At 32.3% G+C, this 25,648-nt stretch carries 31 protein-coding genes and 2 pseudogenes; 25 read left to right on the top strand and 8 right to left on the bottom strand.

The features are described 5' to 3' along the window. Positions 1-389: 389 nt before the first annotated feature. A complete protein-coding gene (locus tag CW357_RS07040; protein WP_119416929.1) occupies positions 390-653 on the bottom strand; it encodes a dimerization/docking domain-containing protein in 264 nt (87 codons plus the stop codon). Positions 654-890: 237 nt separating this feature from the next. On the opposite strand from CW357_RS07040, the gene CW357_RS07035 reads away from it, so the two are divergent. The 12 genes and pseudogenes from CW357_RS07035 (at position 891) to CW357_RS06990 (ending at position 10,073) form a co-directional block, all read left to right on the top strand. Further along, a complete protein-coding gene (locus CW357_RS07035; RefSeq protein ID WP_119416930.1) occupies positions 891-1,166 on the top strand; it encodes a hypothetical protein in 276 nt (91 codons plus the stop codon). A 75-nt stretch (positions 1,167-1,241) separates the two neighbouring features. Continuing rightward, on the top strand, positions 1,242-1,538 hold the full coding sequence (locus CW357_RS07030; protein ID WP_119416931.1) for a hypothetical protein: 297 nt from the start codon (positions 1,242-1,244) through the stop codon (positions 1,536-1,538). Between the two features lie 251 nt (positions 1,539-1,789). Continuing rightward, complete coding sequence (locus tag CW357_RS07025) at positions 1,790-4,819, top strand: DEAD/DEAH box helicase (RefSeq protein ID WP_199670769.1); 3,030 nt, start codon at positions 1,790-1,792, stop codon at positions 4,817-4,819. 244 nt (positions 4,820-5,063) lie between these two features. Beyond that, a complete protein-coding gene (locus tag CW357_RS07020) occupies positions 5,064-5,225 on the top strand; it encodes a hypothetical protein (protein ID WP_158582401.1) in 162 nt (53 codons plus the stop codon). Between the two features lie 200 nt (positions 5,226-5,425). Then, a pseudogene (locus CW357_RS07015) lies at positions 5,426-5,689 on the top strand (IS3 family transposase); the annotation flags it as partial. Positions 5,690-5,842: 153 nt separating this feature from the next. Further along, entirely contained in the window at positions 5,843-6,979 is a 1,137-nt protein-coding gene (locus CW357_RS07010; RefSeq protein WP_119417421.1) for an SH3 domain-containing protein, read from the top strand. 124 nt (positions 6,980-7,103) lie between these two features. Next, the gene (locus CW357_RS07005) at positions 7,104-7,412 is read left to right on the top strand and encodes a GmrSD restriction endonuclease domain-containing protein (RefSeq protein ID WP_119417420.1); all 309 of its coding nucleotides are present in this window, start codon (positions 7,104-7,106) and stop codon (positions 7,410-7,412) included. A 19-nt stretch (positions 7,413-7,431) separates the two neighbouring features. Continuing rightward, a complete protein-coding gene (locus CW357_RS07000) occupies positions 7,432-7,815 on the top strand; it encodes a hypothetical protein (RefSeq protein ID WP_119417419.1) in 384 nt (127 codons plus the stop codon). A 23-nt stretch (positions 7,816-7,838) separates the two neighbouring features. Continuing rightward, positions 7,839-8,363: an AAA family ATPase gene (locus tag CW357_RS18565; protein ID WP_241155056.1), complete on the top strand. Its 525-nt coding sequence runs from the start codon at positions 7,839-7,841 to the stop codon at positions 8,361-8,363. A 59-nt stretch (positions 8,364-8,422) separates the two neighbouring features. Beyond that, positions 8,423-8,947 (top strand): OLD family protein, encoded by a 525-nt coding sequence (locus tag CW357_RS18560; protein ID WP_241155055.1) that lies wholly within the window; start codon positions 8,423-8,425, stop codon positions 8,945-8,947. Continuing rightward, positions 8,947-9,861: an ATP-dependent nuclease gene (locus tag CW357_RS18555; protein ID WP_241155054.1), complete on the top strand. Its 915-nt coding sequence runs from the start codon at positions 8,947-8,949 to the stop codon at positions 9,859-9,861. The genes CW357_RS18560 and CW357_RS18555 overlap by 1 nt, the downstream gene beginning before the upstream one ends. After that, positions 9,858-10,073, top strand: coding sequence for a UvrD-helicase domain-containing protein (locus CW357_RS06990; protein ID WP_119417316.1), 216 nt, complete (start codon positions 9,858-9,860; stop codon positions 10,071-10,073). Before CW357_RS18555 ends, CW357_RS06990 begins: the two co-directional genes overlap by 4 nt. Before the next feature lie 294 nt (positions 10,074-10,367). Here CW357_RS06990 and CW357_RS06985 read toward each other — a convergent pair whose 3' ends face one another. Next, on the bottom strand, positions 10,368-11,399 hold the full coding sequence (locus CW357_RS06985; RefSeq protein ID WP_124217693.1) for an NAD(P)/FAD-dependent oxidoreductase: 1,032 nt from the start codon (positions 11,397-11,399) through the stop codon (positions 10,368-10,370). Positions 11,400-11,620: 221 nt separating this feature from the next. Between CW357_RS06985 and CW357_RS06980 the strand changes: the two genes are divergently transcribed. From CW357_RS06980 to CW357_RS06965, 4 genes are read left to right on the top strand one after another with little or no spacing between them, the layout of a single operon-like run. Beyond that, positions 11,621-12,664, top strand: coding sequence for an iron-siderophore ABC transporter substrate-binding protein (locus CW357_RS06980; protein ID WP_119417318.1), 1,044 nt, complete (start codon positions 11,621-11,623; stop codon positions 12,662-12,664). A gap of 2 nt (positions 12,665-12,666) precedes the next feature. Continuing rightward, the gene (locus CW357_RS06975; protein ID WP_124217682.1) at positions 12,667-13,701 is read left to right on the top strand and encodes a FecCD family ABC transporter permease; all 1,035 of its coding nucleotides are present in this window, start codon (positions 12,667-12,669) and stop codon (positions 13,699-13,701) included. Next, positions 13,698-14,729 (top strand): FecCD family ABC transporter permease, encoded by a 1,032-nt coding sequence (locus CW357_RS06970; RefSeq protein ID WP_119417320.1) that lies wholly within the window; start codon positions 13,698-13,700, stop codon positions 14,727-14,729. The genes CW357_RS06975 and CW357_RS06970 overlap by 4 nt, the downstream gene beginning before the upstream one ends. After that, on the top strand, positions 14,729-15,577 hold the full coding sequence (locus CW357_RS06965) for an ABC transporter ATP-binding protein (RefSeq protein WP_119417321.1): 849 nt from the start codon (positions 14,729-14,731) through the stop codon (positions 15,575-15,577). Before CW357_RS06970 ends, CW357_RS06965 begins: the two co-directional genes overlap by 1 nt. 149 nt (positions 15,578-15,726) lie before the next feature. Here CW357_RS06965 and CW357_RS06960 read toward each other — a convergent pair. The 4 genes and pseudogenes from CW357_RS06960 to CW357_RS06940 form a co-directional block, all read right to left on the bottom strand. After that, positions 15,727-16,538: pseudogene (locus CW357_RS06960) on the bottom strand (MBL fold metallo-hydrolase). Between the two features lie 131 nt (positions 16,539-16,669). Continuing rightward, a complete protein-coding gene (locus CW357_RS06955; protein WP_124217681.1) occupies positions 16,670-17,152 on the bottom strand; it encodes a hypothetical protein in 483 nt (160 codons plus the stop codon). A 445-nt stretch (positions 17,153-17,597) separates the two neighbouring features. Beyond that, entirely contained in the window at positions 17,598-18,182 is a 585-nt protein-coding gene (locus tag CW357_RS06945; protein ID WP_371683872.1) for a histidine phosphatase family protein, read from the bottom strand. A 30-nt stretch (positions 18,183-18,212) separates the two neighbouring features. Next, a complete protein-coding gene (locus CW357_RS06940) occupies positions 18,213-18,821 on the bottom strand; it encodes a transglutaminase-like domain-containing protein (RefSeq protein ID WP_119417006.1) in 609 nt (202 codons plus the stop codon). Positions 18,822-18,947: 126 nt separating this feature from the next. Between CW357_RS06940 and CW357_RS06935 the strand changes: the two genes are divergently transcribed. From CW357_RS06935 to CW357_RS18210, 5 genes are all read left to right on the top strand, one after another. Beyond that, the gene (locus tag CW357_RS06935; RefSeq protein WP_119417007.1) at positions 18,948-19,229 is read left to right on the top strand and encodes a hypothetical protein; all 282 of its coding nucleotides are present in this window, start codon (positions 18,948-18,950) and stop codon (positions 19,227-19,229) included. A gap of 368 nt (positions 19,230-19,597) precedes the next feature. Next, on the top strand, positions 19,598-20,200 hold the full coding sequence (locus tag CW357_RS06930; RefSeq protein WP_119417008.1) for a histidine phosphatase family protein: 603 nt from the start codon (positions 19,598-19,600) through the stop codon (positions 20,198-20,200). Between the two features lie 207 nt (positions 20,201-20,407). Further along, positions 20,408-21,256 (top strand): type II toxin-antitoxin system SpoIISA family toxin, encoded by an 849-nt coding sequence (locus CW357_RS06925; protein WP_124217679.1) that lies wholly within the window; start codon positions 20,408-20,410, stop codon positions 21,254-21,256. A 52-nt stretch (positions 21,257-21,308) separates the two neighbouring features. After that, a complete protein-coding gene (locus CW357_RS06920; RefSeq protein WP_119417010.1) occupies positions 21,309-21,494 on the top strand; it encodes a hypothetical protein in 186 nt (61 codons plus the stop codon). Between the two features lie 105 nt (positions 21,495-21,599). Next, positions 21,600-21,767, top strand: coding sequence for a hypothetical protein (locus tag CW357_RS18210; protein WP_158582407.1), 168 nt, complete (start codon positions 21,600-21,602; stop codon positions 21,765-21,767). A 40-nt stretch (positions 21,768-21,807) separates the two neighbouring features. On the opposite strand, the gene CW357_RS06915 is transcribed toward CW357_RS18210, so the two are convergent. Beyond that, positions 21,808-22,779 (bottom strand): tRNA dihydrouridine synthase, encoded by a 972-nt coding sequence (locus tag CW357_RS06915; protein WP_119417011.1) that lies wholly within the window; start codon positions 22,777-22,779, stop codon positions 21,808-21,810. 318 nt (positions 22,780-23,097) lie between these two features. On the opposite strand from CW357_RS06915, the gene CW357_RS18205 reads away from it, so the two are divergent. The 3 genes from CW357_RS18205 (at position 23,098) to CW357_RS18875 (ending at position 24,487) form a co-directional block, all read left to right on the top strand. Further along, the gene (locus CW357_RS18205; protein ID WP_164489560.1) at positions 23,098-23,247 is read left to right on the top strand and encodes a hypothetical protein; all 150 of its coding nucleotides are present in this window, start codon (positions 23,098-23,100) and stop codon (positions 23,245-23,247) included. Positions 23,248-23,437: 190 nt separating this feature from the next. Continuing rightward, a complete protein-coding gene (locus tag CW357_RS06910) occupies positions 23,438-24,220 on the top strand; it encodes an MBL fold metallo-hydrolase (RefSeq protein ID WP_124217678.1) in 783 nt (260 codons plus the stop codon). 105 nt (positions 24,221-24,325) lie between these two features. Then, complete coding sequence (locus CW357_RS18875) at positions 24,326-24,487, top strand: hypothetical protein (RefSeq protein WP_367269483.1); 162 nt, start codon at positions 24,326-24,328, stop codon at positions 24,485-24,487. Here the strand turns inward: CW357_RS18875 and CW357_RS18200 are convergent. Next, entirely contained in the window at positions 24,468-24,632 is a 165-nt protein-coding gene (locus CW357_RS18200; RefSeq protein WP_164489559.1) for a hypothetical protein, read from the bottom strand. The genes CW357_RS18875 and CW357_RS18200 overlap by 20 nt on opposite strands. Before the next feature lie 165 nt (positions 24,633-24,797). Between CW357_RS18200 and CW357_RS06900 the strand changes: the two genes are divergently transcribed. Continuing rightward, positions 24,798-25,421 carry a transmembrane-type terpene cyclase gene (locus tag CW357_RS06900; protein ID WP_124217677.1) on the top strand — a complete coding sequence of 208 codons (624 nt, stop codon included), beginning with the start codon at positions 24,798-24,800 and terminating at the stop codon, positions 25,419-25,421. The last annotated feature ends 227 nt before the right edge of the window (positions 25,422-25,648 follow it).

The following is a 25,648-nucleotide window of genomic DNA, read 5'->3' as shown; positions in this document are numbered from 1 at the left end:
CATCTCTAAATCGAAGAAACAAGTCAAAACTGATCACAAAAGATTTTTCTTGAATGATATCAATTAAACGTACATATTCACATTTTCGAACATTGACCAATTCTTTACCGTTCAAGATAGTCACGTCAAAAGAATTTAATGCGTTATTATCACACTTAAATCATGTTTTCTTATCAATACCGTAATCAGTATCATCTTTAGTAATTAACAAAGTTAAAGTGACGCCTTTTTCATCTGGATATTTTTTACTTATATCGGTCGTTGTGAGACCAATCTTTAAATGTTTTGTGTGTTTGTTAAAAACTTATCTGCTTTGAAATTAGTTTCTGTGAAAACCCATGCATTTGCTATAGGCATAGTGCAAAACCTCTTTCTATTAGTTTAATTTTTTATAGTCTTTCTAATACATATTCAAGCCCCTCGAATTGTGCAACTGCTTCATCTATTCCTTGAACTTTTAATTTGCAATTTCCAAAATTAAGAGTAACAGCATGTTCTCTTAATTTGTCTCTATAATCTCCAAGAAACTCAAGATTATCCTCAATGTTACTTATGTTTAATTCGCTTTTAAAATCTTTTAAGAAACAATCAAAACTGTATATATCTGGATATGACCATTTCATGAAAGACAAGTGATAACCTTCAACAAACATAAGCTTGTTCCTCCTCTCTATATTAATTGTGAAAGTATTGCGCAATTAACTTTCTATCTCAATTATGAGGCAAGAGATTTTTAAGAAATAATGGAAATAAATGATATAATGGTTGATAGAATAGCCATATTTTTTTAGTGAGGTGGATTTTAATGCATGACTGGCAAATAAGTGCTATAGAAGAGTTAAAGCAGAGATGGTACACCATAGATGAAGCTATAGAAGAGTTAGGCGAAAATGGAAAAGAAAATATCGAAAACAGATTTTTCGAGGCAAACGGATACTGTAGATTTTGATAAGGAAATTGGCTTTTTAGGGAAACCACAATATAAGGTAGAAAAGACCGGCGGTAGAGGAAGACCTAAAAAACTATATAATCATACAGCAGTAGAAGCGATACGGTCATTTGCATTAAGTGATACGTTTAAGAAAGTGGAAGAAGAACCAATTGATTTCTTTGTAAATAATAAGTGGCGAGATGATATTTCGCTATTTCTATCTGTTTTTTTTTAAAGCTATCAAAACAAGAATATAGATGAAAATGATATTGATAATATTGTAGATAAAACATTAGAAATTGTAGGAAAAGTGATTGTTGAAAAATATTACAGTCTCGCTGGTCAGAATAAGTTTTTGGTGAATCGAAACAAAAAATTAGAAGATACCAAAGAATATTATATTGCCGTACAACGAGGTGTTGAAGAGCGGGCAAATGAATTGAATCGAATTAGCAGGATTATTACTGAAGATATTAATTCCAGTTCTAAACATTTGGTAAGTAAAGAAGTTTATCATTTAAAGCAAACTATACAGGTAAATGAAAAAATAGATAGAATTTTAAAATTGTTGGAGGAATCGCATAAGCGAGGTTTTCGAGAAATTTGATGACAAATACTAGCTTGAAGGTCAATTGAATTAAGAGAAAATGATTCAAGAATTGTACAGCTACAATGAGGATTTATTGAAAGTAATACTTGCGAATGATTTGTTGGAAAATTCGGTTAACTTTTCAGATTACAAAAACAACAGTCATCCAATTGTGTAACCTAATTAAAAGGGAACTTATTTTCGTATAAAATACATTTTTTATATGTTGCAATATTAAATTAAACGCGCTTACAGAAAGAAGGGATCATTTGGGAAAATATAAAAATATAATTACAAAAATCGGTCGTGATAACAAATTAAGTCGGTGTACGGATGATGAAGGAAGAATCTTCGACCGAGAAGAAATTATTAATAGTTGGAAAGAGTCATATTATGAGAGGGTTTCTCGAAATGAAGATGAGATTGGTTTACGCTTACCCCAATTTGGAGCATTATCTGCAATTCGTGCACATTGGGCAACATCAAATTCTCCAGCAACAGTTGTCTTACCTACTGGAACAGGGAAATCTGAAACAATGTATACTACGATAATTTCTGAGAGAATTACTTCAACGCTTATCATTGTACCGTCTAATCTATTGAGGGAACAAATTTTTGAAGGAGCGAGGCATTTTGGTATACTTCCAGAATTAAAAATGATATCAGATGAAATTATTTATCCAACGACTTTTCTTTATAAGTCAAAAGTGAAAGAAGAGGATGAAAATGTTCTGATTGATGCCATTGAGGAGGCTAATATAATTGTTTCAACTCCCGGTATGATTAAAAATATGACTTCTTCAGTTTGGGGTAAACTGCTTGAAAAAGTAGAGGTTGTAATATTTGACGAAGCGCATCATCTTGCTGCTCCCGATTGGGGAACAGTGAGAGAAAGATTTATAGGTAAAAAAATTCTACAATTTACTGCAACACCATTTAGAAATGATGGAAAAAAAATTGATGGTAAGATAATTTTCAATTATGGTTTGGCATTGGCACAAAAAGCTGGTTATTTCAAACCTATCGATTTTTATCCAATTCAAGAATTTGATGAGCGAAAGTCTGACAGGGAAATTGCAAAAATTGCTATAAAACAATTAGATGAAGATTTGGAGAAAGGATATGAGCATGTACTTTTAGCGAGAGCAAACAGCCGAAAACGAGCTAATGAGCTGTATGAAAAAATTTACTCTCAATATAAAAAGTATAATCCAGTTGTTATTCACACTGGTATTCGCCCTGCCCAGAGAAAAGAAAACTTGCAGCAAGTTAAAAGTGGTAAAGCAAAAATTGTAGTTTGTGTAGATATGTTTGGTGAAGGCATTGATATTCCAACACTGAAAATTGCAGCAATTCACGATAAATATAAGTCGCTTCCGATTACACTTCAATTCATTGGACGATTCGCTCGAACAAGTGGCAATAAGCTAGGAAATGCAAAGCTCATTACGAATGTGGCAATGGACGATTTGAAGGAAGCGATTGAAGAGTTATATCATCAAAATTCCGATTGGAATCAACTTCTTAATATCCGTTCAAATCAAGCTATCGATAAAGAAGTTGAACTTAGTGAATTTATTGGTAAGTTTGAAAAAGGTCATGCGAAGGAGATAGATTTATCCCAATTAAAGATAAAAATAAGTACCAGAATGTTTCGATCCTCTTCAAAAAGAACTATTGTAAACGGATGGAAAAAAGTTTTGGACCAAGATAGAACTACACATTTAATAAATGAAGAAGATTCCGTTTATATTTTTATTGAGGAAATTGAAACAAAAGTTGTCTGGTCAGATCAAAAGGATATAGTTCAATACGATTATGATTTTTTTGTATTGTTTTTTGATAAAGACAATGGAATCATTCATATAAACGAAACTGATACTGGAAAGGGAAACCGACTTGTGGATAGTATGTTTCCTGAAGCATCAGCAATTAAGGGAGATTCGATATATCGAAGTTTAGATGGAATTAATCGGTTGATGATTGGAACGTTGGGATTAAAGCAAAAACCTAGCGGAAGGATTAGCTTTAGAATGTTTGCTGGTACTGATATTAAGTCTGGAATTAGTGAGGCTGTTGTATCTGGTTCAACTAAATCTAATTTATTCGGTTATGGTTATCAAGCTGGAGGACGCATTAGTATTGGTTGTTCGTATAAAGGAAAGGTATGGATGCGTTGGATAGAACGGATAAACTTTTGGACAGAATGGTGTCAGAATATTGGGAATAAGATATTGGATGATACTATTGATACGAATAATATATTAAATAATTCGCTCGCCTTAGAAATTATCAAAGAATTTCCAAAAGGTGTCCCTTACAAAATATTGTTACCAGAAATAATAGAAATTTCTAACTCATCAACGAAGCAGTTGTATATTTCTAAAGAACAAAAGGCATTTCCATTCTTTCAAACGGATTTAAAGAATCCTTGTTTAGTTAATGGAAATCTTCGTTTTGAATTTTGGATAAATGAACGGAAATTTGTCTTTGAGCAGATTATTAATGAGACATCATATAGTTTCAAGCAAATCGAAGGTGAAGAGCTAATTGTGAAAGCCGGTAATAAATCTTTTAAAATGACTGATTATCTGTACGAATATTCACCGGAAGTATCGTTCATACAAAGTGATGGAACTATTATTGTAGTTCAAGAAAATTTAAAAACAGTTATCAAACCAAAAAGTAGCATCGATTTGCCATCAGAATCTCTTTTTGCTATCGATTGGAATGGACTTGGAGTCAATATTAAATCTGAATCACAAGGAAGAGCAAGAAAGACTGATTCAATTCAATACGCTACGATACATAATATTGTAGATCAGACATCAGATATTATTTTTGATGATGATGGATCGGGAGAAATTGCAGATGTTGTTTCGGTCAAAATTAATGAGGAACATCGAAAAGTAGTATTTCATCTGTATCATTGTAAATACTCACACGGAGAAAATCCTGGTGCTCGTGTTTCTGACCTATATGAAGTATGTGGTCAAGCCGAAAAATCTATTATGTGGAATGATAATGTCTTAAAAATTGTTCAACGAATGATTGTACGAGAAACTATGAGACAGAGAAACTATGATGAGACTAGGTTTGAGAAGGGGGACTTACACACTCTTCATATGCTAAAGAAGATGGTGAAATCTGGTTTTGAAACAGAGTTTGAAATATCAATTGTTCAACCGGGAGTCTCGATATTAGAAATCACAGATTCAATGAAGCAAATTATTCTGGCAACTGATACTTATTTAAAAGATACTTATGGCTTACATCTAACATGTTATTTTAGTAATTAGATAGAATGGTTGTTTCTAAAAACAATAACACATCTGGTAATCTCTGAAGCCAGGTAAGTAATTAAAATTAGATTCCGCTTAAGCCAGAGGATACAAAGGTGCTAAGCTACCAAGAAGTGTGTGTATTTCTATATTAAAATAGTACTCTAATCAATATATATATGAATGAAGACCACAAACATTATTAACTTATATACAATTAATGATTATCGATCAAAAAAATAATAAATTTGAGGAGGATAATATGAGTTCAATTTATGTGAAAAATTTAATTAATACAGTCATTGAAAAATCGGTAAATAAGTCATGGAATACTGCTGTGTTAGAATGGGAAATTGATGATGTTATTGAAGATGAAGATAATGAATCTTCTTGTATATGTGGTAAAGTGAAAAAAAGCTTTTAGATTCAAAATTAATGTTTATTTAAGTGCGAATTAGTTATATAACGAAACAACTTATATAGTTTCATACTTCTATATCCATTTATAACTTATAAATTCATTAGTATAAAAGGATGTTGAAACTACATTGGCCTTATTCAGAAACAGAAAATAGCAAATAGCAATAGTTAAGTGGTTTTACATGCTCGTATCGATGGAAAAGGACAGACTATGGAAAAGAATTTAATAATAAACTAATTTCAGAAGCCATAGAAACGTTTGGTATACAATATTCAATTAGCATGAAAGGATGTCCTTATGACAATGCCGTTGCCAAAGCGACGTTTAAAGTTTTTAAGACTGAATTCGCAAACAGTAAGCAATTCTCTGCCTTTGAACAGCTGTCTTTTGAACTTAATGATTATGTTCATTGGTTTAATAACATTCGAATTCACGGAACATTGGGTTACAGTCCTCATAAAAGTTGAAAAGTTTAGTGATAGCAATAGTAAATGAGAAAATGGAACATAAAAATATATTCCTTGTTAATCTTAATATAAAGAGTTATAAACATATCTAAAAAAATCACTATTAGAAAAAATATCATAATATATTTATAATAAGAAAGCGAGGAAAAAAATATGAAAGATTATAAGTCACCGCTAGATAACTTGAATAAGCAACAGGCGTTATTAAGAGTTAGTTTAAAATCACCATTAGATAACTTTCATAGGCAACAATATGCTTTTCATAAAAGTCTTAATTCACCACTAGCTGATTTTTACAGAAAGCAAGAATTTCTTAAAGATATTTTAAAATCGCCATTAGATGATTTTCATAAGCAACAAGCATCTTTAAAAGCCATGCTTTCACCAATAGATAATTTATACAAGCAGCAGGAATCTATTTGTGCTAATATCAATAATTCATCATTAACTGGCTTTAGAAAACAGCAACAAGCGTTGCGTGATATTTTTAGACCAAGTTTACTTAATTGGGGTAAGCAACAAGTTTTTATCCAACAAAGTTTAAAATCACCATTAGATAATATCCGCAAGCAACAAAATGAGTTACTTAAAATTCTAGGGAAAAATTCTACTAACTTTTTTTATGAGTTAAGTAAAACGGATACAACTGAATTTTTTGAAACAATAGAAGTACTTGATGATTCTATAAAAGCCAAAGCTAGTAACAATAATCTAAAAATCCCTGTTGCTTCTCCAAATACTGTTACTGAATTAACCGAAGAGCAAGTTCGTAAAATAGTTGACGAAGCAATTCAAGAAGCTGAACTTGCGAAAGAAAAAGAAGAAGGCTATCTAAAAACATTTATGAAAAAGATGATTGAAGGAATGGGAGGAGCAATAGGAGAGGAAATTGGACAATTGATTTTTGCTACTATACTACTTCCAATTTTACATTTCCTTTGGGCATACATTCAAGATAACTTTCATCTATCGATAATAGAATCCCTTCAAGATGTTATTGATAATAGTCATATGGTTATAGGTTATATTAGTGCGAAAAAGTATATTCAAAAAAATGGTCTATTTGATTATAAATACCTCAACGAAATAGCAATCATACAAAAAAATGCAGTTTTAAGAATTACTGATTCCCGAAAAAGCAAAATTATCACTTCTGCTAAAGCCAATACAGTGGTTAATATCATGGAAAAGAAAGGTAATTGGTTAAAAGTGCAAATACCTATGGAAGATGAATACTACGAAGGTTGGATAGAAGAATCGAAAGTTAAAAAATTCAAAAAAGTAAGTTAATGCAAACAATTCACATACTTTTAGATTGAAATTTATTCTACTCAATTATCGAGTCCTTTTATGAAATATGGTAAAATTTATCAATTTATTACTAAAGTAACAATTATAGGCACTTAACAAAAAAATGTTGATAGATAGTATTATCAAAAGTTATCCGTTACCACTTTTTCTATTTTCTAAAAACGTTGCTACGAATAAATATAAAGGGTTAGAAATATTAGAAGGTGTGCAAAGGTTAACAGTAATCTTTGATTTTATAGAAAATAGGATACTATGGAATAAGGAAAAGTTTGATTTATCTGTCTTTCCTGCAGCTAACGAGAATTTAAATAAAGTCTTTGAAATTGACCCTGAAATAGAATTACATAAAAATTTAGATGCTAGGACCTCAAGTGAATTCTTAAATTATCAATTAGCAAAGTACAACATTTGAATCACTTAATGAGGAAGAAATGATAGATGTATTTGGAAGAATAAATTCACAAGGAAGACAATTAAGTCTTCAAGAAAAGAGACAAGCAGGTGTAATTAACGAGTTCAGTGAGATTGTAAGAGAAACTGCTGAAATGATAAGAGTAGATGCATCTAGAGATATATTAGCTTTATATGATATGCCTGAAATTAGTTTAGATGATACACGAATAAATTCAGGATACAAAATAACTATTGAGGATATGTTTTGGTATCAGTCAGGAGTATTAGGAAGAAGTAATATAAGAAACAGTGAAGATGAAGAGATAATAGCAGATTTGTTATGCTCTATTATTATAGTTAGACCTTTTGAAGATAGTAGAGAAAATTTAGATTTGTTATACGATGAAACTTCTAAACTTTAAAATTAGTAGGTGGAGGTATTAATTTGAAAAGAGAAATGTATTACCCTTATATTTCACGGGTTTGTATTGAAAACTTCAGGAATTTTCAATCGTTAGATGTACAATTAACTGGCAAGCAGATAATTATTGGAGAAAATAACGCTGGTAAATCTAATTTAATTAGGGCAATTCAATTAATATTAGATCCAAGCTTATCTGAACAAGAAAGATACTTAAAAGAAACTGACTTTTTTGATGGTATACCCAAACCATTTGAAAATGGAATTGAAATCAAAATTGTTATTGAAATTAAAGGTTTTGAGCATAATAAGCAATTAAATGCATTATTATGTGATGCCTTAGTTTCTAAAAATCCTATAGTTGCGAGACTTACATATAAATTTAAAAAAATTGATCCAGTAACAAATGAATATGGATTTGTTATTTATCAAGGTGAAGATGAAACCATAAAATTTGGCTTTAGAGAAAGGAAAATTCTAAATTTTATGGTTATTGATGCTATAAGAGATGTTGAATCAGACTTAAAGAGCGAAAAAAATCTCCTATAAAAAAATTAATAAATAACTTAGAAATCTCAGAAGAAAAATTAGAAGAAATTTCTAGAACTATGAAAGAAAATAATAATGAAATTCTAAAAATACAAGAGATTAGTTTGTTATTGTCCACTATAAATAATAGTTTGAAAAAAGTGAGTAATAAGAATAATGATTTAATAATTGATTTACAAACAAATAATATTAATCCTTCAAAAGTGCTAAGTAATATTAACATCACAGTTGGAACTAGGGGAAGAGATATAAGAGATTCTAGTCTAGGGTTAAATAATTTAATTTATCTTTCTTTATTGATGATGCAACTTGAAGATGATACTGTACCTAAGGTGTTAAGTGAAAATAAAATGGATGTGATAAAGGAACTTGAAGATGAGGAATGTGAAGTTTTAGATGATTGTTTTGAAAAAAGTGGAGATAAGTATATTTTAAAAAGTGATATTCAAAAAGAGAAGTATAATGAATTATATAAGTTCTTTGATATCAACAGAGATAGAGAAGCATCTTTTACGCTTCTAGCAATCGAAGAACCAGAAGCACACTTGCATCCTCGATACAAAGAACAGTTTATAAAGAAGTAATGAAAGAAAACACATCAATTTTAATTTCAACCCATTCACCTTTTATTACTTCAATTGCACCTATAGACTCAATTGTTCATCTTATTCCATCTAAAGAAAGTGGAACAAAAGGTTATTCTGCTGCAAATATTCAACTTACAGATAGACAAAAGTTAGATATGCAGCGTTATATCGATGTCAAAAGAGGAGAAATGTATTTTGGTAGAGGAATAATTTTAGTAGAAGGGATTGCAGAAGAATATCTGATTCCGAAATTTGCGGAGCTATTGGAAATACAATTAGATTTAGAAGGAATAATTTGTTGTAATATTAATGGTACGGATTTTAAACCCTACCTGGTTTTTTTAAGGGAGTTAGGGATTCCTTATGTTGTTATTACAGATGGTGATTATTACTATCATGAAGATGAAAAGAAAATTTTTAATGAAATGCATTCTAAATCAAATAAAGGTATTGGATATGATGGTAATGATCGATTTGTCAAAATTAATGAAGAATTGAAAATAATTGATTTAGACGAGATTCAAACAGCTTTAGAAAGTGATGATAAATGGAATGAATTGGATAAAATATTCCGTGTGAATCATGTTCATATAGGAGAATATACGTTAGAAGTAGATATGATGAATAAAATAGCTACACACAAAGAAAGTAAAGAAAAATTATTTAATTTATTTGATTTGATGACAGCTGGGGGAGATCTTCATAAAAATAAATTTAAAAGTAACTTTAATACAAAGAGATATAATAAGTGTTTAAATCAAATAGAGGGGAATACATCTAAAATTGGTAAAGGAAGGTTTGCACAATCATTATCTAATATATGTGATAAGAACTTCATACCATTATATATAGAAAATGCTTTAAAGGATATCCGCAATCAAATAACATCTCAAAAAGAGGTTAAATTATGAATATTCTAAATAAAAAACTTAACCAATTGGATGATGTTCAAAGGCGAGCTTACGAGAGCAATAAAAATACAATTATTAGTGCAGGGCCAGGTAGTGGTAAAACAACTTTAATAACACTAAAAATAGCTAAGTTACTATCCGAAATTCCACTACCTAGAGGATTAGCTTGTATAACATTTAAGTTGCCACGCGTACTTTTAATGAAAAAGTAGCGCGGAAAAACCTGATGTGGCGGGGGTTTGAAGAAGATGTCTTCTATGTCCCACCGTTTCCATAACACAAACCATATAATTAAAAAGAGTGCCAAACTCCTTAATACAAGGATTTTGGCATTCTTTTTATATTAGTAAGTTTCAATTTTAAGTGTTAGCCTTGAGATCACTTTTTGAACTTACCAGTTACGTCCATATAACGTCCATTGTCGTTTTAAATTTATATGTACAAGCTGTTTCTGCACTTTTTAATATTAAATCCTGCATGCATCCACAGATCTTGTGGCGTAATATCTAACGATAAATCTCTGCCAACAATTCCTGATTTTTCTCACGGAATTTTTCGTTGTGTGAAGAGACCATTGCGTAGCTGTCGGCTTCGGGTTCGATGTATTTTTTGACGCTGTTGACCGCTAGTACGGCATCGTTGAATGTACCAACGAGTAAGTATACTTTATCGTCGTAAGAAACGATATCGCCGACGGCAAAAATTCCAGGTGTTGTTGTTTTGCATTGGCCGATGCTTTCGAAGAGTTGACTTTCGTTGCGTTTTGGTGCAATGCCTTCCTCAAATTCTAGAGAAACTTCACGGTTATAGCCATGGCATATTAAAATGTCATCCATCGTGATGGTTTGAATTTCACCATTTTGAACGATGTCTACTGATTCGATAGCTGTTTTTTGTGTATTCGCATGTAGTTTTTGGATTTCAGTATTGAGTAAAATGTCGACGCCATGATCTTTTAATTTGTTGACTTGAGATTCATGCGCTTTTAATTCGTCACTGCGATAAATAACGGTTATTTTTTTAGCGATAGGGAGTAATTCAACTGCCCAGTCGATCGCAGCGTTGCCTCCACCAGAGATCAATAATTCTTTGCCACGGAAACGTTCCATGCCATTGATCGTATAGTGTAAGTTGGTCATTTCATATTTTTCGGCACCATCGATTTCTAGTTTAATAGGTTGGAAGATGCCACCGCCAATTGCAATGATGACTGCTTTTGAATAATGTTTTTCTCCAGATTCAGTCGTAATGATAAAGAAGTTATTTTTCTTTTCAATCCATTTGACTTTGGAATTCAGACATACAGTTGGGTTGAATGTCATTGCTTGTTGAACTAAATTTTTTAAAAAGACTTCACCTTGAATGGGTTGTTGACCACCGACATCCCAAAGCATCTTTTCTAAAAAGATATTCACTTTTCCGCCAAGTTGAGGATGGAATTCAATAATTTTCGTTTTCAAATCCCTCATGCCACTATAAAAGGCGCTATATAAACCTGCAGGACCTCCGCCGACAATTGTTACATCATATAAATCCATATTGTACACTCCTACTCATATACTTCTATTATGATAATGATAATCCTTATCAATTAAAAATGCAAAACAAAGTTACATTAAACGATGATATTTCCTTTAGATGGGTTTTAGTCTAGGATATTACCATTTTTTTATTGACATTTTAAAGATTGAAAGTTATATTTTTATAAGTGATAAAGATTCTCATTATCAATCATTCAATTATTAGAGGAGTGTAACAAATGAAGAAAATGACAAAAGTACTGCTATTTGCAATTATGTCTGTTCTAGTACTTGCATTAGCAGCTTGTTCAGATGATTCTTCAAAAGAAAAATCATCAAGTGATACAAAGTCTGAATCAGCAGATGGTCAATATCCAATCGAGATCAAACACGCATTCGGAACAACAACAATTGAGAAAAAACCTGAACGTGTTGCAACGATAGCATGGGCAAACCATGACGTAGCATTAGCATTAGGTGTCGTACCTGTTGGTTTTTCAGCAGCCAATTACGGCATTAAAGATATCAAAACAGGTATCTTACCTTGGACACAAGAAAAATTAGATGAACTAGACGCTAAAAAACCAAACGTTTATCAAGATACAGATGGTCTAGATTACGAAGCAATTGCTGATTCTAAACCAGATGTCATTTTAGCAGCGTATTCTGGAATTACTGAAGAAGAGTACAATAAATTAAGCGAAATTGCTCCAGTAGTTGCATATAAAGATCAACCATGGGTAACTTCATGGCGCGACCAAGTGAAATACGATTCAATGGGTATGGGCATGGCAAAAGAAGGCGAACAGTTGATCAAAGATACTGAAAAGAAAATCGCTGATACTGCTGCAAAATATCCAGATGTTAAAGGTAAAAAAGCCGCTTTCGGTATGTTCAATACAACAGATTTATCTAAATTCTACATTTACACACCATCAGATCCACGTGGTGAAATGTTAGAAGAAGTTGGAATGGAATATCCTGAAGGTATTAAAAAACAAATTAAAGATGATAGTGGTTTCTATCTTGAATTAAGTGCAGAAAATGCAGACGTATTAAATGATACAGAAATGTTAGTTGTATACGGTGACGATACGACATTAAAAACACTTCAAAAAGACCCTATTTTAGGTAAAGTTCCGGCAATTGAAAAAGGTAACGTTGTTGTAATTGAAGACAATACACCTTTAGCTGCTGCTGGTACACCAAGCCCATTATCAATTCAATATACAATTGATGACTATTTATCTAAAATCTCAGACGTTGCAAAAAACGTTAAATAATAATGAAAAATATTCTTGAAAAAGAAAATAAGCAAAGGTTACTACCAAAGCATTTAGCAAAGGTAGTAACCCTTTTGCTCATTTTGCTCATTGTTAGTATTTGTATGTCTCTTGCATTTGGTTCTCGTACAATCGGTCTAGATGGGCTTATAGATGGCTTGTTTCATCCTTCTATAGAAAGTCATGAAGCAAGCGTTGTGCGACAACGTATCGCAAGAACGATATTCGGTTTAATATGTGGGGCAGCTCTCGGTGTATCTGGGGCACTGATGCAATCTGTCACACGAAATCCAATTGCAGACCCAAGTATTTTAGGTGTCAATACGGGTGCATCTTTATTTGTTGTTTGTGGGATTGCTTTTTTAAGCATTCATTCACCAAGTGATTATATTTGGTTAGCAATTGTTGGTGCGATGTTGACGGCAGTATTTGTCTTTGGAATTGGCTCTATGGGTGCAAGTGGAGCTACACCACTGAAACTCGTATTGGCTGGAGCCGCGACGACAGCTATTTTATCTTCACTTGTAACAGCTATTTTAATACCACGTACGAATGTTATGGATCAATTCCGTTTTTGGCAAGTTGGAAGTGTAGGAGCTGCCAATTGGGATTCAGTTCATATTTTTGTTCCGTTTTTGATTGTTGGTGTTGTGATAGCGATTATAGTAGCACCTGCATTGAATGCATTAGCACTCGGTGACGAAGTGGCGACAGGCTTAGGCGTGCGCACAGGAGTTATTCGCATGTTAGCCGCTTTTGCTGGTGTTTTACTTTGTGGGGCAGCGACGGCGTTAGCGGGTCCAATCGGATTTATCGGTTTACTTGCTACCCATTTGATTCGATTAGTTGTAGGATCGGATGTTCGTTTCCTTATTCCTTTAGCGGCATTGTCTGGCGCTATCATCTTGTTAATTTCGGATGTATGCGGTCGATTCCTTGGTAGTCCGGGCGAATTAGAAGTTGGGATTTTAACAGCCTTTATCGGCGCACCAATTTTAATACTAATTACTATGAAAGCGAAAATGCGTACAATATGATGAATGAAACGATGAATAAAATTATAAAAGCAAGAAAAAAACGCCGAAATCGCTATGTAGGTGTTACGATAATTTTAGCTATTATTGCCATTGGTTTGTGCTGTACGATGATGATGCTCGGGAATACGATTTATCCTGTAGCAGATGTAATAGATGTTTTACTTGGTGAGACTATTCCAGGAGCTTCTTTTGCTATTAACGAAATTCGTTTGCCACGAACAGTAGCTGGTTTATTTGCAGGTTTTGCTTTTGGGGCAGGGGGGTATATTTTCCAAACGATGCTGCGTAATCCATTAGCTAATCCAAATGTCATTGGGATTACAACCGGCTCTAGTGCAGCAGCTGTTTTTTGCATTATCGTTTTGCATACGAGCAGTACGGTTGTTTCACTTGCTGCCGTTGTCGGTGGGCTTGTAACGGTTGCTATCATTTATGGGTTGTCAAAAGGAACATCTTTTTCTATCGGTCGATTAATATTGATTGGTATTGGAATTCAAGCAATGTTAAATGCATTTATTTCGTATTTAATGCTAATAGGAAAAACGAATGACTTACCAAATGCTTTACGTTGGTTAAGTGGAAGTTTAAATGGGGCAGAGCTCGAATTGACATATCCATTAATCATTGCAATCGTGCTTGTAACACCTGTGCTCATTTATTTTGCGAAACATCTTGAAATGCTGGAGTTAGGCGAACAAGCTGCGACTTCTTTAGGGGTCAATACCAATAAGACCCGCGTCATTTTAATGATTAGTGCAGTATTAATCATCGCTTTAGCTACAGCAACAACCGGTCCAATTGCGTTCGTAGCCTTTTTAGCAGGACCTATTGCTCAACGCCTTGTTGGGGTTGGGTTTTCGAATATTCTTCCAGCAGGTTTAATCGGGGTTATTTTAGTGTTAGGTGGGGATCTAATTGGTCAGTTTGCCTTTGAAACCCGCTTTCCGGTTGGCGTTATTACAGGGATTATCGGTGCACCATATTTAATTTACTTGCTAATTCGTATTAATCGAAAGGGAGATATTTAATGACAACTCATACATTTGAAACGAAATATATTCAATCAGGATATGAAAATAAAATGATTTTAAACGACGTCAACTTATCAATTCCGAGTAATAAAATTAGCATTATTATTGGTGCTAACGGTTGTGGTAAGTCGACATTACTAAAAACAATGGCACGTTTAATAAAGCCAACAGGTGGGGAAGTGCTTTTAGATGGTAAATCCATTCATAAAATGGCACCTAAACAATTGGCAAAAGTGCTAGGGCTACTTCCTCAATCACCAATCGTTCCAGAAGGTATTACGGTAGCAGATCTCGTTGGTCGCGGTCGTTTTCCTCATCAAAGTGTGATGAAGGGTTGGTCAAAAAAAGATTATGAAGCAGTAGCAGAAGCATTAGAAATGATGAATATTACCGAATTTGCAGACCGTAATATCGATGAACTATCAGGTGGCCAAAGACAACGTGTTTGGATCGCGATGGCATTAGCACAGCAAACGGACATTTTGTTTTTAGATGAGCCAACAACGTATTTGGATATTACGTACCAAGTAGAAATTTTAGATTTACTAACAGATTTAAATAAAAAGTATGGTACGACAATTGTAATGGTGTTACATGACATTAACTTGTCCGCACGCTATGCAGATTATTTGTTTACAGTGAAAAATGGTCATCTCATTGCAGAAGGAAAACCAACTGAAATTTTAACTGCTGATTTGATAAAAGAAACCTTCCACTTAGATTGCCAAGTGATTAATGATCCGGTCTCTAATACACCACTAATCGTACCGATTGGCCGTCATCACGCTAAAGCAAAAGAGTTGGAACAAAGCGTAAATACAAAAGGTGACTTGCTTTTGCGTTAGTAAGCGGGCTGACAAAATATCTGCCAAAACAAAAAACACCTTCAAAGGATATACATTCTTTGGAGGTGTTTGGTGTTTTTTCTATAAATTAATTGAGTTTTAGCCAAATTAAGGACAAAGTTATTCAACAATAGCGTTTGATTGTTGATTTAAGTCTCAAATAATTCACCTTCAAGTGCAGCTATATACCTCTTTGCAGATAATTGAACTCTTGATTGAGCATCTGTTGATATGACTCGATGAAAGGCATCAAACAATTTATTAAACTGGATTGAGTTTAATTGTTGAGCCATTCGCTTAACGGTATTCGTGGGTAATGGGATAAAATTTGGATAACTGTACATAAAAGTAACCCATTGTCGATCTGCAACAACTCGAACAATATCACCAACAAGTAGAACGCTATTTGTTGAACTATTCCATTCTAAAACGGTAGCCCCTTTAAAATGTCCACCTATACGATGTAAAACAATACCATCATGCAATTTTAATGTATCGCCAGCCCAGAAGATAATATGTTTACTTGGCCTAGTCACCCATTCTTTGTCATCCTCATGAATATAAATGGGAGCATTAAAAGCTTCTGCCCATTCAACTTGAGTCGAGTAATAATGTGGATGGGATAGGGCGATTGCTTGGATTCCACCTAATTCTCGAACCTTAGAAATGGTTTCTTCATCAATATAAGTAATGCAATCCCAAAGTACATTGAAATCTTTGTTCTGAATTAAATACGAATTTTGGCAAATGAAGGAGTAGTTTTAATACTATGTAAACCTTCCACTTCTGTAGTAAATTCATTCTTATATTGTTTTGAATGAACAAGTTGTTCTAAAGTTGTCCAAGATTGTCCATTAACACTCACATATTGTCTATCTTCTGTACAAATTTTGCACTCTTTAGGTTCTGTAGAAGATAGATCATGCTGGACCCCACACGTCTCGCAAATATAATAGTTCATAAAAAGCTCCTTCCAAATACGCTATAAAATATGGTTTTATATACTTATATTGTATTTTTTAAAGTTTATATTTACTATCATTCTTTGGGCTGAATATCTATTAATGGGTAAATGATTGTTTATTATAATAGCTATTTATATCTTTTTATCTGTTCTAAATCTTTTCTAAAATCACTTATATAAGTGTAATCTGAAATATAACCAAGAAAATCTGCAAACTCATTTCCTTTTTCATAGAATGTTTCGATAAATTCTTTAGTATCACTAACTAATAGCTGTTCATCTACTGATAAGAGTAAATTACTTTTATTTTTCTTTTCAAACTTAATTTCGATAGGTGTATTAGGAAAATAAATTTCACCTACTCCATTTTCTAAGAAATTTTCTAATGCATTTTTATAAAAATACCATAATGAATCAATTTCATCATATGCTTCAAAATCTTCAATTTTTCCAACAACACCGTTTTCAAAAACAATAACACCATCTAAATTTAATAACCCATTTTCAAAAACAACTTTTTTTATTGCGATAATTTCCTTTATTTCTTCTTTCTTTTCAATATTAATAAACTTATCTTCTTCTTGAAAATGAATGAAAGTCTTAATATTCATTTAATAAGTACTCCTTTATTTTTCACAGGATATAGTTGATGAAAATGCCTTTTTTTCTTTGATACTATTATAAACTCATTCCAACAAATACAAAGATTAATAAACTAATTGCAAATAATAAATACGCAATCTGAATCAGGATATACATTGTCACTTCAATGGTCGTAAGTTTTCTTTGTTTTTTCGTTTTTGCTAAATATTGAAAATAAAAAGAGGAACTTATTATTAGCGCTACAATGGCGATGGTTCGTAATATTTCTGCGAGTAAGATCAAGCAAATCAACACCTTCACGATAAACTTTAACTTTTATACGGTTGAAACAAATTTAAGTTTCAGAGAAAGAAAATTGCCTCGATGTAACAAGGAATCAATAAAGGTTCAATTTCTTCTTTCGTATCGAAGAAAGGGAGAAAGGTATTTCATGATGCCTTTCAAGTTATGATACTATGGAGAAAATTCGTTTATTACTAGATGATTTACTTGATTGTAATTTAAAATATGCCAGTTACCCTCAGCAAATCGGATTGTAGAGATGCAGGCATTTGCTAATACCGTTTTTCCAGAACCAATTTCATTGTTTGAAATAACTGCTAAAATAGTATTTATGACAGCACCGTGAGCTACTAAAATAAGTTTTTTAACATCTTGTTCTGATTGGATTTTTTGGAGTCCCAACATAACTCGCTCTAATAGAAACTCTCTAGATTCTTGATTTGGATATTTTAAATCTGGATATTTAGTAATTCTTTCTTCTTGAGTTAAGCCTTCTGCATCACCATAACTTCTTTCGATAAATTGAGACATTTCTATAATGGGAATATGATTTCTCTCTGAAATAATTTGAGCGGTTTGTTTTGCACGTTTTAGAGGACTAGTAATGATAAGTTCGTAAGATGATTCACGCAAATAATCTGCACATGCATTTGCCTGAATAATTCCTTTTGAATTTAGTCTAATGTCTGTATGTCCTTGAAGTTTACCAAGTTTATTCCAATCAGTTTCACCATGTCTTACTAAACAGATTTCCATAATAATTCATCTCCACCTAAAATGATATGATTATAATCTATCAGGTAAAAAATTCAAATACATTTCCAAAGCATTGTTATGCTTTCTTAAAACTTCAATTGTTTTACGATTAGGTTCTACAAAGATGATTGGGTAATCGATTTCGTCTAGCTCTGGATTTACAGAAAACGCAAGCATTTCTTTGTCGGTAGAAAACTGAGCATTTACGCCCTTTTTGTTTCCTCTGGCATCTAATCTTATCCATTTATTTAAGGATATTATGTACACTGCGTTTAATGCATGTATACAATATCCTTTTTCAGGTGTATCAAATAACATCAAACGTTGATAACAAAAACCTGTTGGAATCCCTTGTGAACGTAGTAGTGCAGCAAGTAGATTTGATTTAGCATAACAAATACCTTTTTGATAACTCAAAACTTCTGAAGCATGACAAGTGACTAATTCATCTTGAATATCCCATGAATGTGACACTTCATCGCGTACAAATTCAAATGCATTTTGTATTTTTTCTACATCTGTTTGATTGGTTTTAAATAGCTCTTCTGCTTTTCTTTGAATGATAGGGTTTGAATAATCTACTTCATTAGATTCTTGTAAATAGTCATTGATATTATCTGATTCTAAAGTAAATTCCATAGATACCTCCATAGATAAATCTTGTGTGAATTATTTTTAATATTACCATTATTTTGATAATATTATAATCTAATAGTTGCGAATTCTTTTAAGAAAATGTTTATAACATAAACTCGGAGGTAAATGATGAAACGATTTAGTAAATGGTCTTTCGGATTACTGATTGTAGGACTCATATTGTTTGGCCTCAATTTGGGAATGGAGGGTTATTCTGAACCAATTATGGTTTTAGGTTTGTTTTCCTTTATTATAGGGATTGTATTAAGTTTTATAGCTATTATAAAACATGAAGAAGGAACTTTAAAATTCATGTCACTTATTTTGTCCTTTGTATTGTTGTTTTGGATTACTTGGTTTGAACCACTTCAGCTTGTTCGAATTTTTACTTGGGTGAAAAATATCCTTTAATTAGGTATAAATTTAATTCTAGTCTTTTTCAAGGTACCAATCCGTCTCCAGCATGGATAGCAACATAATCCGTCCCCATTGCGTCCCCATTGCATTAGATAGTTTGACACATCTAGATTTCCCACCATTTTTAAAGTAATGTTCGTAAAATCTCCCAAATAACTGCTACAGCTAAAAAAAGTTTTTGCATGGGCTTAAAATAACTATCTTAATAATCGTTTACAAAAGGAACTAATAATTTCGTCTAGTTCTAACAAGTAAAATAAACACCTCAATATATAGATTATTCTAAATTTCCATTATACTTTTACTGGTTGTCAACTCAAATAGATTAACATACTTATATGATAAAAAAGGAGTTGTATACGATGAAAATCTTATTAATTCGGCATGGGGAATCAGAGGCGGATCTTTTGAATGTACATGAGGGAAGAGCCGATTACTCATTAACTAAAAAAGGACAAGATCAAGCGTTATGTATGGCTATTCGTGTAAAAAAAGAATTCAATGTTGAAAAAATTTGGTCTAGCACATTAAAAAGAGCAGAGGAAACGGCTAAGGTATTAAGAAAGCAAATAGGTTGTGAGATTGAATTCTTGGATGAACTTCAGGAACATAATAATGGAGATTTAGCAGGAAAACCATTTAGCGAAGTTAAGCATCCAGTGAATCTACTTCCTCATGAAAAGGTGGGAACGTTTGGTGAAAGTAAAATTGAATTCCGCATGCGGGCAGAACAAGTTCTCTCTAGGATCTTAGATAAGAGTAAAGGCTTTGAGGAAATAGCGATTGTTTCTCATGGGGGAATGATTTCTCGTATTATTGAAAGTTTCCTGCAACTTCCTGTCATACATAATAGCTATTTTCTAACAGGTGATACAGGTATTCATCTATTAGAGATAAACAAGGAAGGACGTTTAGTTTTATTTACAAACAATACAAATCATCTCTTAACTATGGATAAGCAGTAGATTATTTGAAAGTGAGTAGGGTATTGGTTATAGGTTTTTGCCAATGGAACTGATTAAATAGCTTATAGAACATCTGAAAGGGAAAGGATAATTTAAAAATATTTCACATAGAATATTGGGGAAGATAGTCTATCTCGTTTTTAGTAGCTTTATCCAGTGATATTTTTACAAAATTGATAGGTGATAAAGTAAAAGGGGAGATAATATATGGGGATATTTTTTATCATTTTTTTCTTAACGGTACTAGTATACATATTTTTTAGTTTGTACCTTTCTTTCATCAACATAGACAAGTATGTTGAAAACCTTCAAATGTTAAGAAGATTCTTTTATGCTATTTTTGTTGTAGGTATATCAATAGGATTAATGTTAGAGAAAATCAATTTAGATGATTGGAAGCAACTCTTAGAATTGACTGCTCTATTTGTTTTTATCGATTTAGCAGTATTCCAAACACCAGATATTTTAAAAATTTGGAATGCAGAATTTAAACATGATCATTATATTCGTAAAATTATCAAGAAAAATGAGGAAATTATTAGCTATAACTCTCAAAAGGTTGAATGTTTTACTGATATTGTTCTGAATAAGAGTACTAATTACTTAAATAATATCCCTTTACATCTTAAATTTGATGATTATAAAGAAGATTTGAAAAAATTCCTAGAATTTTACACCGGTACTTTTCAAATAGATTTGGCTATATTTGAATTTGAAAGCGGATTAAATGCTAATTTAGAAGACCTTCATAGTAACTTGGATATTAAACAAGCATTTACCCGTATTGAACAATGCTACAATAAGACCATAGTAGATGGAGAATGGAAGCTGTTTTTGGTACAAGAATTATTAGATGGGAAAGCGATAGAACTTCACAATAAAAAGGAAGTTAGTTCTTCAGACAATTTTAAAGATAAAAAGGTATTTATCATCCCTTTTTATGGAAGAAAATATGATATTCTCATAGGAATAAGCTCAACATTTATTGAAGTCGATGGAATAGATGCCTCTCATATTTTAAACTTAACACAAATATTTGATTGGTATATGGATTAATATTTTTAGTAGTACTATAATTAGGATATAGAATCCAAAGGAGGGAATGATTATGGAAACATATAAAGAAACAAAAACTCCTATCCCGGTTCAAGAAAAAAGTAAGCCAAATATTCGAAGAAAAAACTATTCTACCGATCAACATAGACCTAAAATGACTGTGAATGTTTCAGAATCATTTAATTCAGTTCATAACCTAAACAAAAAGGCGTTGCGTATACTAGCAAAAAGAGCATAAATAGAAGGAGATGTAAGGAATGACCCTTTACATCTCTTTTTTGTTATAAAGATTACCAAATCTGGACAAAATATAGATAATAATTTGAACAGAGGAGAATGTACAATGCCTTTTGAACGCAATAAAGCAAAGTCAAATAAACATAAACCAAAAATGTCAGTATCTAATGTGATGAAGAATTCGATTCATGAGGAAAATCAAACTGTACTAAATATATTGGATGAAAGAGAAAAGAAAAAGAAGAAAAGTGGATTATTTAAACGATGGGATTAAGCCTACCTTAGAATAGATAGGCTTTTTTGTTTGTATTAATCTATATTTCTTTATTTAAAACCTGATAAACCAATTGACGTGCTTCATCTGCTGACTTGGTATTCATTAATTGGTTTCTTAGTTCAGCTGCGCCACTAAATCCACGAACATAGATTTTGAAGAAGCGATGAAGGTGTGTATATGGACGAGGCACTGATTCTAAATATTTTTCGTAAAGATCCAACTGTAATAGTAATAGATTGAGGAATTCCTCAACACTATGTTCTTTTGGTTCTTTTTCAAAAGCAAATGGATTAGTGAAGACACCACGGCCAATCATAACACCATCAACACCGTATTGTTCGACTAATTTTAATCCAGTTGCACGGTCAGGGATATCCCCATTAATAGTTAACAGTGTGTTAGGAGCGATTTCATCTCGTAATTTTTTTATTTCCGGTATTAGTTCCCAGTGCGCATCTACTTTACTCATTTCTTTTCTTGTACGAAGGTGAATAGTTAGATTTGCAATATCTTGTTTTAACACATGTTCTAACCAATCGTGCCATTCTTCAATATCAGTGAATCCTAATCTTGTTTTTACACTAACAGGTAGGCCACCTGCTTTTGCGGCTTGAATAATTTCAGCTGCTACATCAGGATGGTTGATCAATCCAGATCCTTTTCCGTTACCTGCAACGTTAGGTACTGGGCATCCCATGTTAATATCAATACCACGGTAACCTAGCTTTTTCATCCCGATACTCATTTCTTCAAAAAATGCTGGTTTATTACCCCAAATGTGTGCGACAATCGGTTGTTCATCTTCAGTAAACGTTAAACGACCACGTACACTTTCTTTACCTTCAGGGTGACAATAACTATCGGTATTAGTAAACTCTGTGAAAAATACATCAGGTTTTCCAGCTTTACTAATGACATGGCGAAAGACAACATCTGTGACATCTTCCATTGGTGCTAATATAAAAAACGGCTTCGGTAAATCAAGCCAAAAATTATCTTCGTTGTTCATATGATCTTCTCCTTGTGAAACTTCTATAAATGATTCAAGTAAATTCAAATAGTTTACCATCATAAATAGTATCATTTTATGTCGTTTGATGCACAGAATTTTTCATATTATGTTTGAAGAGTCATACAAGTATCATCGATAGAATCCTTCATTATATTAAGGTTTGATACCATTAGGCGGTGAATTATTTTAGTAAGTTTTTAATGTTTTTATTGATTTATTCAAGGTTAACAGTACATTAATGAGGATTACTTCAGTAAAATAAGGTATATTATATGTTGAGTAGATTCTCTTTGACAAGAAAAGTAGGTGAATACAGTGGGAAAATATCAATTAGATAGCAAAGGTAAGGCAGCTGTGACAAAGTATCACGAAAAAAACAAGCCTACCCAATTTGATAAAAAGCAGCAACTTGAAAAAATACGTGCAGAGTATTTGAAAAAGAAGCAAAATCAAACTGATAAATAATATGAATGAAAACATAGGAAGCCGAAATTTCCTATGTTTTTTTATAGAAAGTATTTTTAAAATTGATATAGAGTTTACTCTGTTACAAATTACTCGTCATCGGGTGTATTTTTCGAAGAATTAATAAGAGACAAAGGATATTAAATTGTAATGTAGAACAAGTAAGTAAAAGTATTTTGGGAGGTAATGTATGATAGTAGATTCGTGGTTTACGGTGCAACAGATTGATTGTAATACATATGCAATAAGTGAATATGGACATTGGGAGAAAGTACACTCATTTTTATTATTGGGTAATCAAAAGGCGGCACTAATTGATACTGGTCTTGGAATTGATAATATAAAGAGAATCACTGACCAATTGACTACTTTATCGATTGACGTTATCACTACCCATGTACATACGGATCATATCGGAAGTCATGGAGAATTTGAGCGGATTTTTGTTCATGAGGATGATAAAGATTGGTTAGTGAATGGAATAAAAGGCTTATCAATAGAACAAATAAGAAAGGATATTAGTAGAGATATAACATTGCCTCTTCCTAGTAATTTTAATGCAGACACATATCAACCATTTCAAGGGGAGCCTACGGATTTGTTAGTTGATGGTGATGTAATTAAATTGGGTGATCGAAAATTAATCATCTATCATACTCCTGGACATTCTCCTGGTCATATTTGTGTTTTAGATGAAAAAAATGGTTATTTATTTACAGGGGATTTATTATATGATGAAACCCCTATATATGCTTTTTATCCCTCCACAAACCCTTCTGATTTAGTTAATTCATTGGAAAAAATTTCAGACATACCTAACATATCGATGATTTACGGTTCACATAATACTTTAGGACTTGAACCGATCATTTTAAAAGAAGTAAAAAGGGCAGTTAAGTTTTTGAGAGAAAATGAACTTACTAAATTCGGTACAGGAATCCACAAATTTAATGGTTTTAGTGTGCAGTTTTAATGGTTCTGATTAATGGTGTAAAGTATATTTTTTAGTTAAGTGGGTAAATAACTTAAAGAGGTAACTTGTTTATGACCAATACTTTATCCAGCAGGGGGGAACCGTTTGAAAGCTGTAACTTATCAAGGTGTAAAAGATGTGAAAGTAAAAGAAGTTCCAGATGCAAAAATAGAGAAGCCTGATGAGCTTGGCGTTTTCGATTTCTCACAAATAGCATTTGTAAAAGGTTTTTATGTATCTAAAAAAATTAAGCCTTTTTATGTTTAAAGAAAAGTTTTAATAGCTCTACTATTAGTATGAAAGCAAAGCTAATACCATAGTAAATTGCATAACCTGGATGGTCATCTTTATATGCAGAAAAGGAAAAAATGATAAGAAAAAGTGCTGTAAATATTGAATAATACTTTGTCATGTTAAAACCTTCTATACATTTTTTGTTAATTATACCATAACTGTATTTTGGAACATGCTAAATAGGTGATGAGTAAGCAATGTTCCAAAATCGATTTCTACTCATAATGAAACCAAATAAAGAATAAGTTTTTAGTATCAAAATTGTTGGATTTGGGGGATGTAGTTGTTCATTCAAGGAGACTTGCTTTCTATTCTACAGTTAGGTACGGGGCTATTTTGGATCATTACATATATTTTAATTATTATACGTGGGTTTCTAGATAAAAGTTATGGTATGCCGATGGCGGCTCTTTGTGCCAATATAGCGTGGGAGTTCATCTATACCTTTGTGTTTCCGCATTCCGGGCCACAAAAAATCATTACGCTCATTTGGTTTTTACTAGATGTTATCATTTTGATGCAATATCTATTGTATGGACCAAAAGAGAAGAAGAAGGGTATTTCAGAAAGATATTTCTATTCCTCATTTTTCATAACACTTGTATTTAGTTTCCTGATCATCATGGCGATGGCATTTGAGTTTAATGATATCGAAGGGAAATACGCTGCATTTGGGCAAAACTTAATGATGTCAGGGTTATTTATTTCTCTATTATTAAGTAGGGAAAATAGAAGCGGCCAATCAATTAGTATTGCAATTTTTAAAATGCTTGGAAGCTTATGTGCAGCCATCGCATTTTATATTTATTTCAGAACCAGTCTCATTACAATACTTTCAATTGCTACGTTAGTATACGACTTGATTTATATTTTACTTTTGCGAAAGTTTTATAGAAGGAAAAGATGATAGAAAGAGAATAGTGCACGTACGTTTTTCGAAGCTTTAAAGTTTGCATTGATTTAGCGGCATTAGTGATTAGTATTCTGTCATTTAACCATAAAAAAAACCCATCCTTGAGTTAGGGCTCTGATGGGTTAATTCACCTAAAACAACTGCCAATCCCCTTGAGGGAACCGACTATCTGTTTGACCGTTGATGGACTAACATCAGCGGTCTTTTTAATTTATGTTGAT

This window comes from Rummeliibacillus sp. TYF005, from assembly GCF_003844195.1.
Classification (GTDB): Bacteria; Bacillota; Bacilli; order Bacillales_A; family Planococcaceae; genus Rummeliibacillus.
The sequence above is the reverse complement of the archived record's forward strand: the minus strand, read 5'-3'. Positions and strand labels throughout refer to the sequence as shown.

Bases quoted from the DNA above. Each gene is read 5' to 3' on its own strand.
- CW357_RS07005 (WP_119417420.1), top strand. From the start codon at position 7,104: ATGTTGATAGATAGTATTATCAAAAGTTATCCGTTACCACTTTTTCTA.
- CW357_RS06930 (WP_119417008.1), top strand. From the start codon at position 19,598: ATGAAAATCTTATTAATTCGGCATGGGGAATCAGAGGCGGATCTTTTG.
- CW357_RS07040 (WP_119416929.1), bottom strand. From the start codon at position 653: ATGTTTGTTGAAGGTTATCACTTGTCTTTCATGAAATGGTCATATCCA.
- CW357_RS18200 (WP_164489559.1), bottom strand. From the start codon at position 24,632: ATGACAAAGTATTATTCAATATTTACAGCACTTTTTCTTATCATTTTT.
- CW357_RS07020 (WP_158582401.1), top strand. From the start codon at position 5,064: ATGAGTTCAATTTATGTGAAAAATTTAATTAATACAGTCATTGAAAAA.
- CW357_RS06940 (WP_119417006.1), bottom strand. From the start codon at position 18,821: ATGGAATTTACTTTAGAATCAGATAATATCAATGACTATTTACAAGAA.
- CW357_RS06915 (WP_119417011.1), bottom strand. From the start codon at position 22,779: ATGAACAACGAAGATAATTTTTGGCTTGATTTACCGAAGCCGTTTTTT.
- CW357_RS06965 (WP_119417321.1), top strand. From the start codon at position 14,729: ATGACAACTCATACATTTGAAACGAAATATATTCAATCAGGATATGAA.
- CW357_RS06945 (WP_371683872.1), bottom strand. From the start codon at position 18,182: ATGGAAATCTGTTTAGTAAGACATGGTGAAACTGATTGGAATAAACTT.
- CW357_RS18555 (WP_241155054.1), top strand. From the start codon at position 8,947: ATGAAAGAAAACACATCAATTTTAATTTCAACCCATTCACCTTTTATT.
- CW357_RS06920 (WP_119417010.1), top strand. From the start codon at position 21,309: ATGGAAACATATAAAGAAACAAAAACTCCTATCCCGGTTCAAGAAAAA.
- CW357_RS06925 (WP_124217679.1), top strand. From the start codon at position 20,408: ATGGGGATATTTTTTATCATTTTTTTCTTAACGGTACTAGTATACATA.
- CW357_RS07035 (WP_119416930.1), top strand. From the start codon at position 891: ATGGAAAAGAAAATATCGAAAACAGATTTTTCGAGGCAAACGGATACT.
- CW357_RS06910 (WP_124217678.1), top strand. From the start codon at position 23,438: ATGATAGTAGATTCGTGGTTTACGGTGCAACAGATTGATTGTAATACA.
- CW357_RS18210 (WP_158582407.1), top strand. From the start codon at position 21,600: ATGCCTTTTGAACGCAATAAAGCAAAGTCAAATAAACATAAACCAAAA.
- CW357_RS06935 (WP_119417007.1), top strand. From the start codon at position 18,948: ATGAAACGATTTAGTAAATGGTCTTTCGGATTACTGATTGTAGGACTC.
- CW357_RS06980 (WP_119417318.1), top strand. From the start codon at position 11,621: ATGAAGAAAATGACAAAAGTACTGCTATTTGCAATTATGTCTGTTCTA.
- CW357_RS18560 (WP_241155055.1), top strand. From the start codon at position 8,423: ATGAAAGAAAATAATAATGAAATTCTAAAAATACAAGAGATTAGTTTG.
- CW357_RS06970 (WP_119417320.1), top strand. From the start codon at position 13,698: ATGATGAATGAAACGATGAATAAAATTATAAAAGCAAGAAAAAAACGC.
- CW357_RS06990 (WP_119417316.1), top strand. From the start codon at position 9,858: ATGAATATTCTAAATAAAAAACTTAACCAATTGGATGATGTTCAAAGG.
- CW357_RS06975 (WP_124217682.1), top strand. From the start codon at position 12,667: ATGAAAAATATTCTTGAAAAAGAAAATAAGCAAAGGTTACTACCAAAG.
- CW357_RS07000 (WP_119417419.1), top strand. From the start codon at position 7,432: ATGATAGATGTATTTGGAAGAATAAATTCACAAGGAAGACAATTAAGT.
- CW357_RS06985 (WP_124217693.1), bottom strand. From the start codon at position 11,399: ATGGATTTATATGATGTAACAATTGTCGGCGGAGGTCCTGCAGGTTTA.
- CW357_RS06955 (WP_124217681.1), bottom strand. From the start codon at position 17,152: ATGAATATTAAGACTTTCATTCATTTTCAAGAAGAAGATAAGTTTATT.
- CW357_RS07010 (WP_119417421.1), top strand. From the start codon at position 5,843: ATGAAAGATTATAAGTCACCGCTAGATAACTTGAATAAGCAACAGGCG.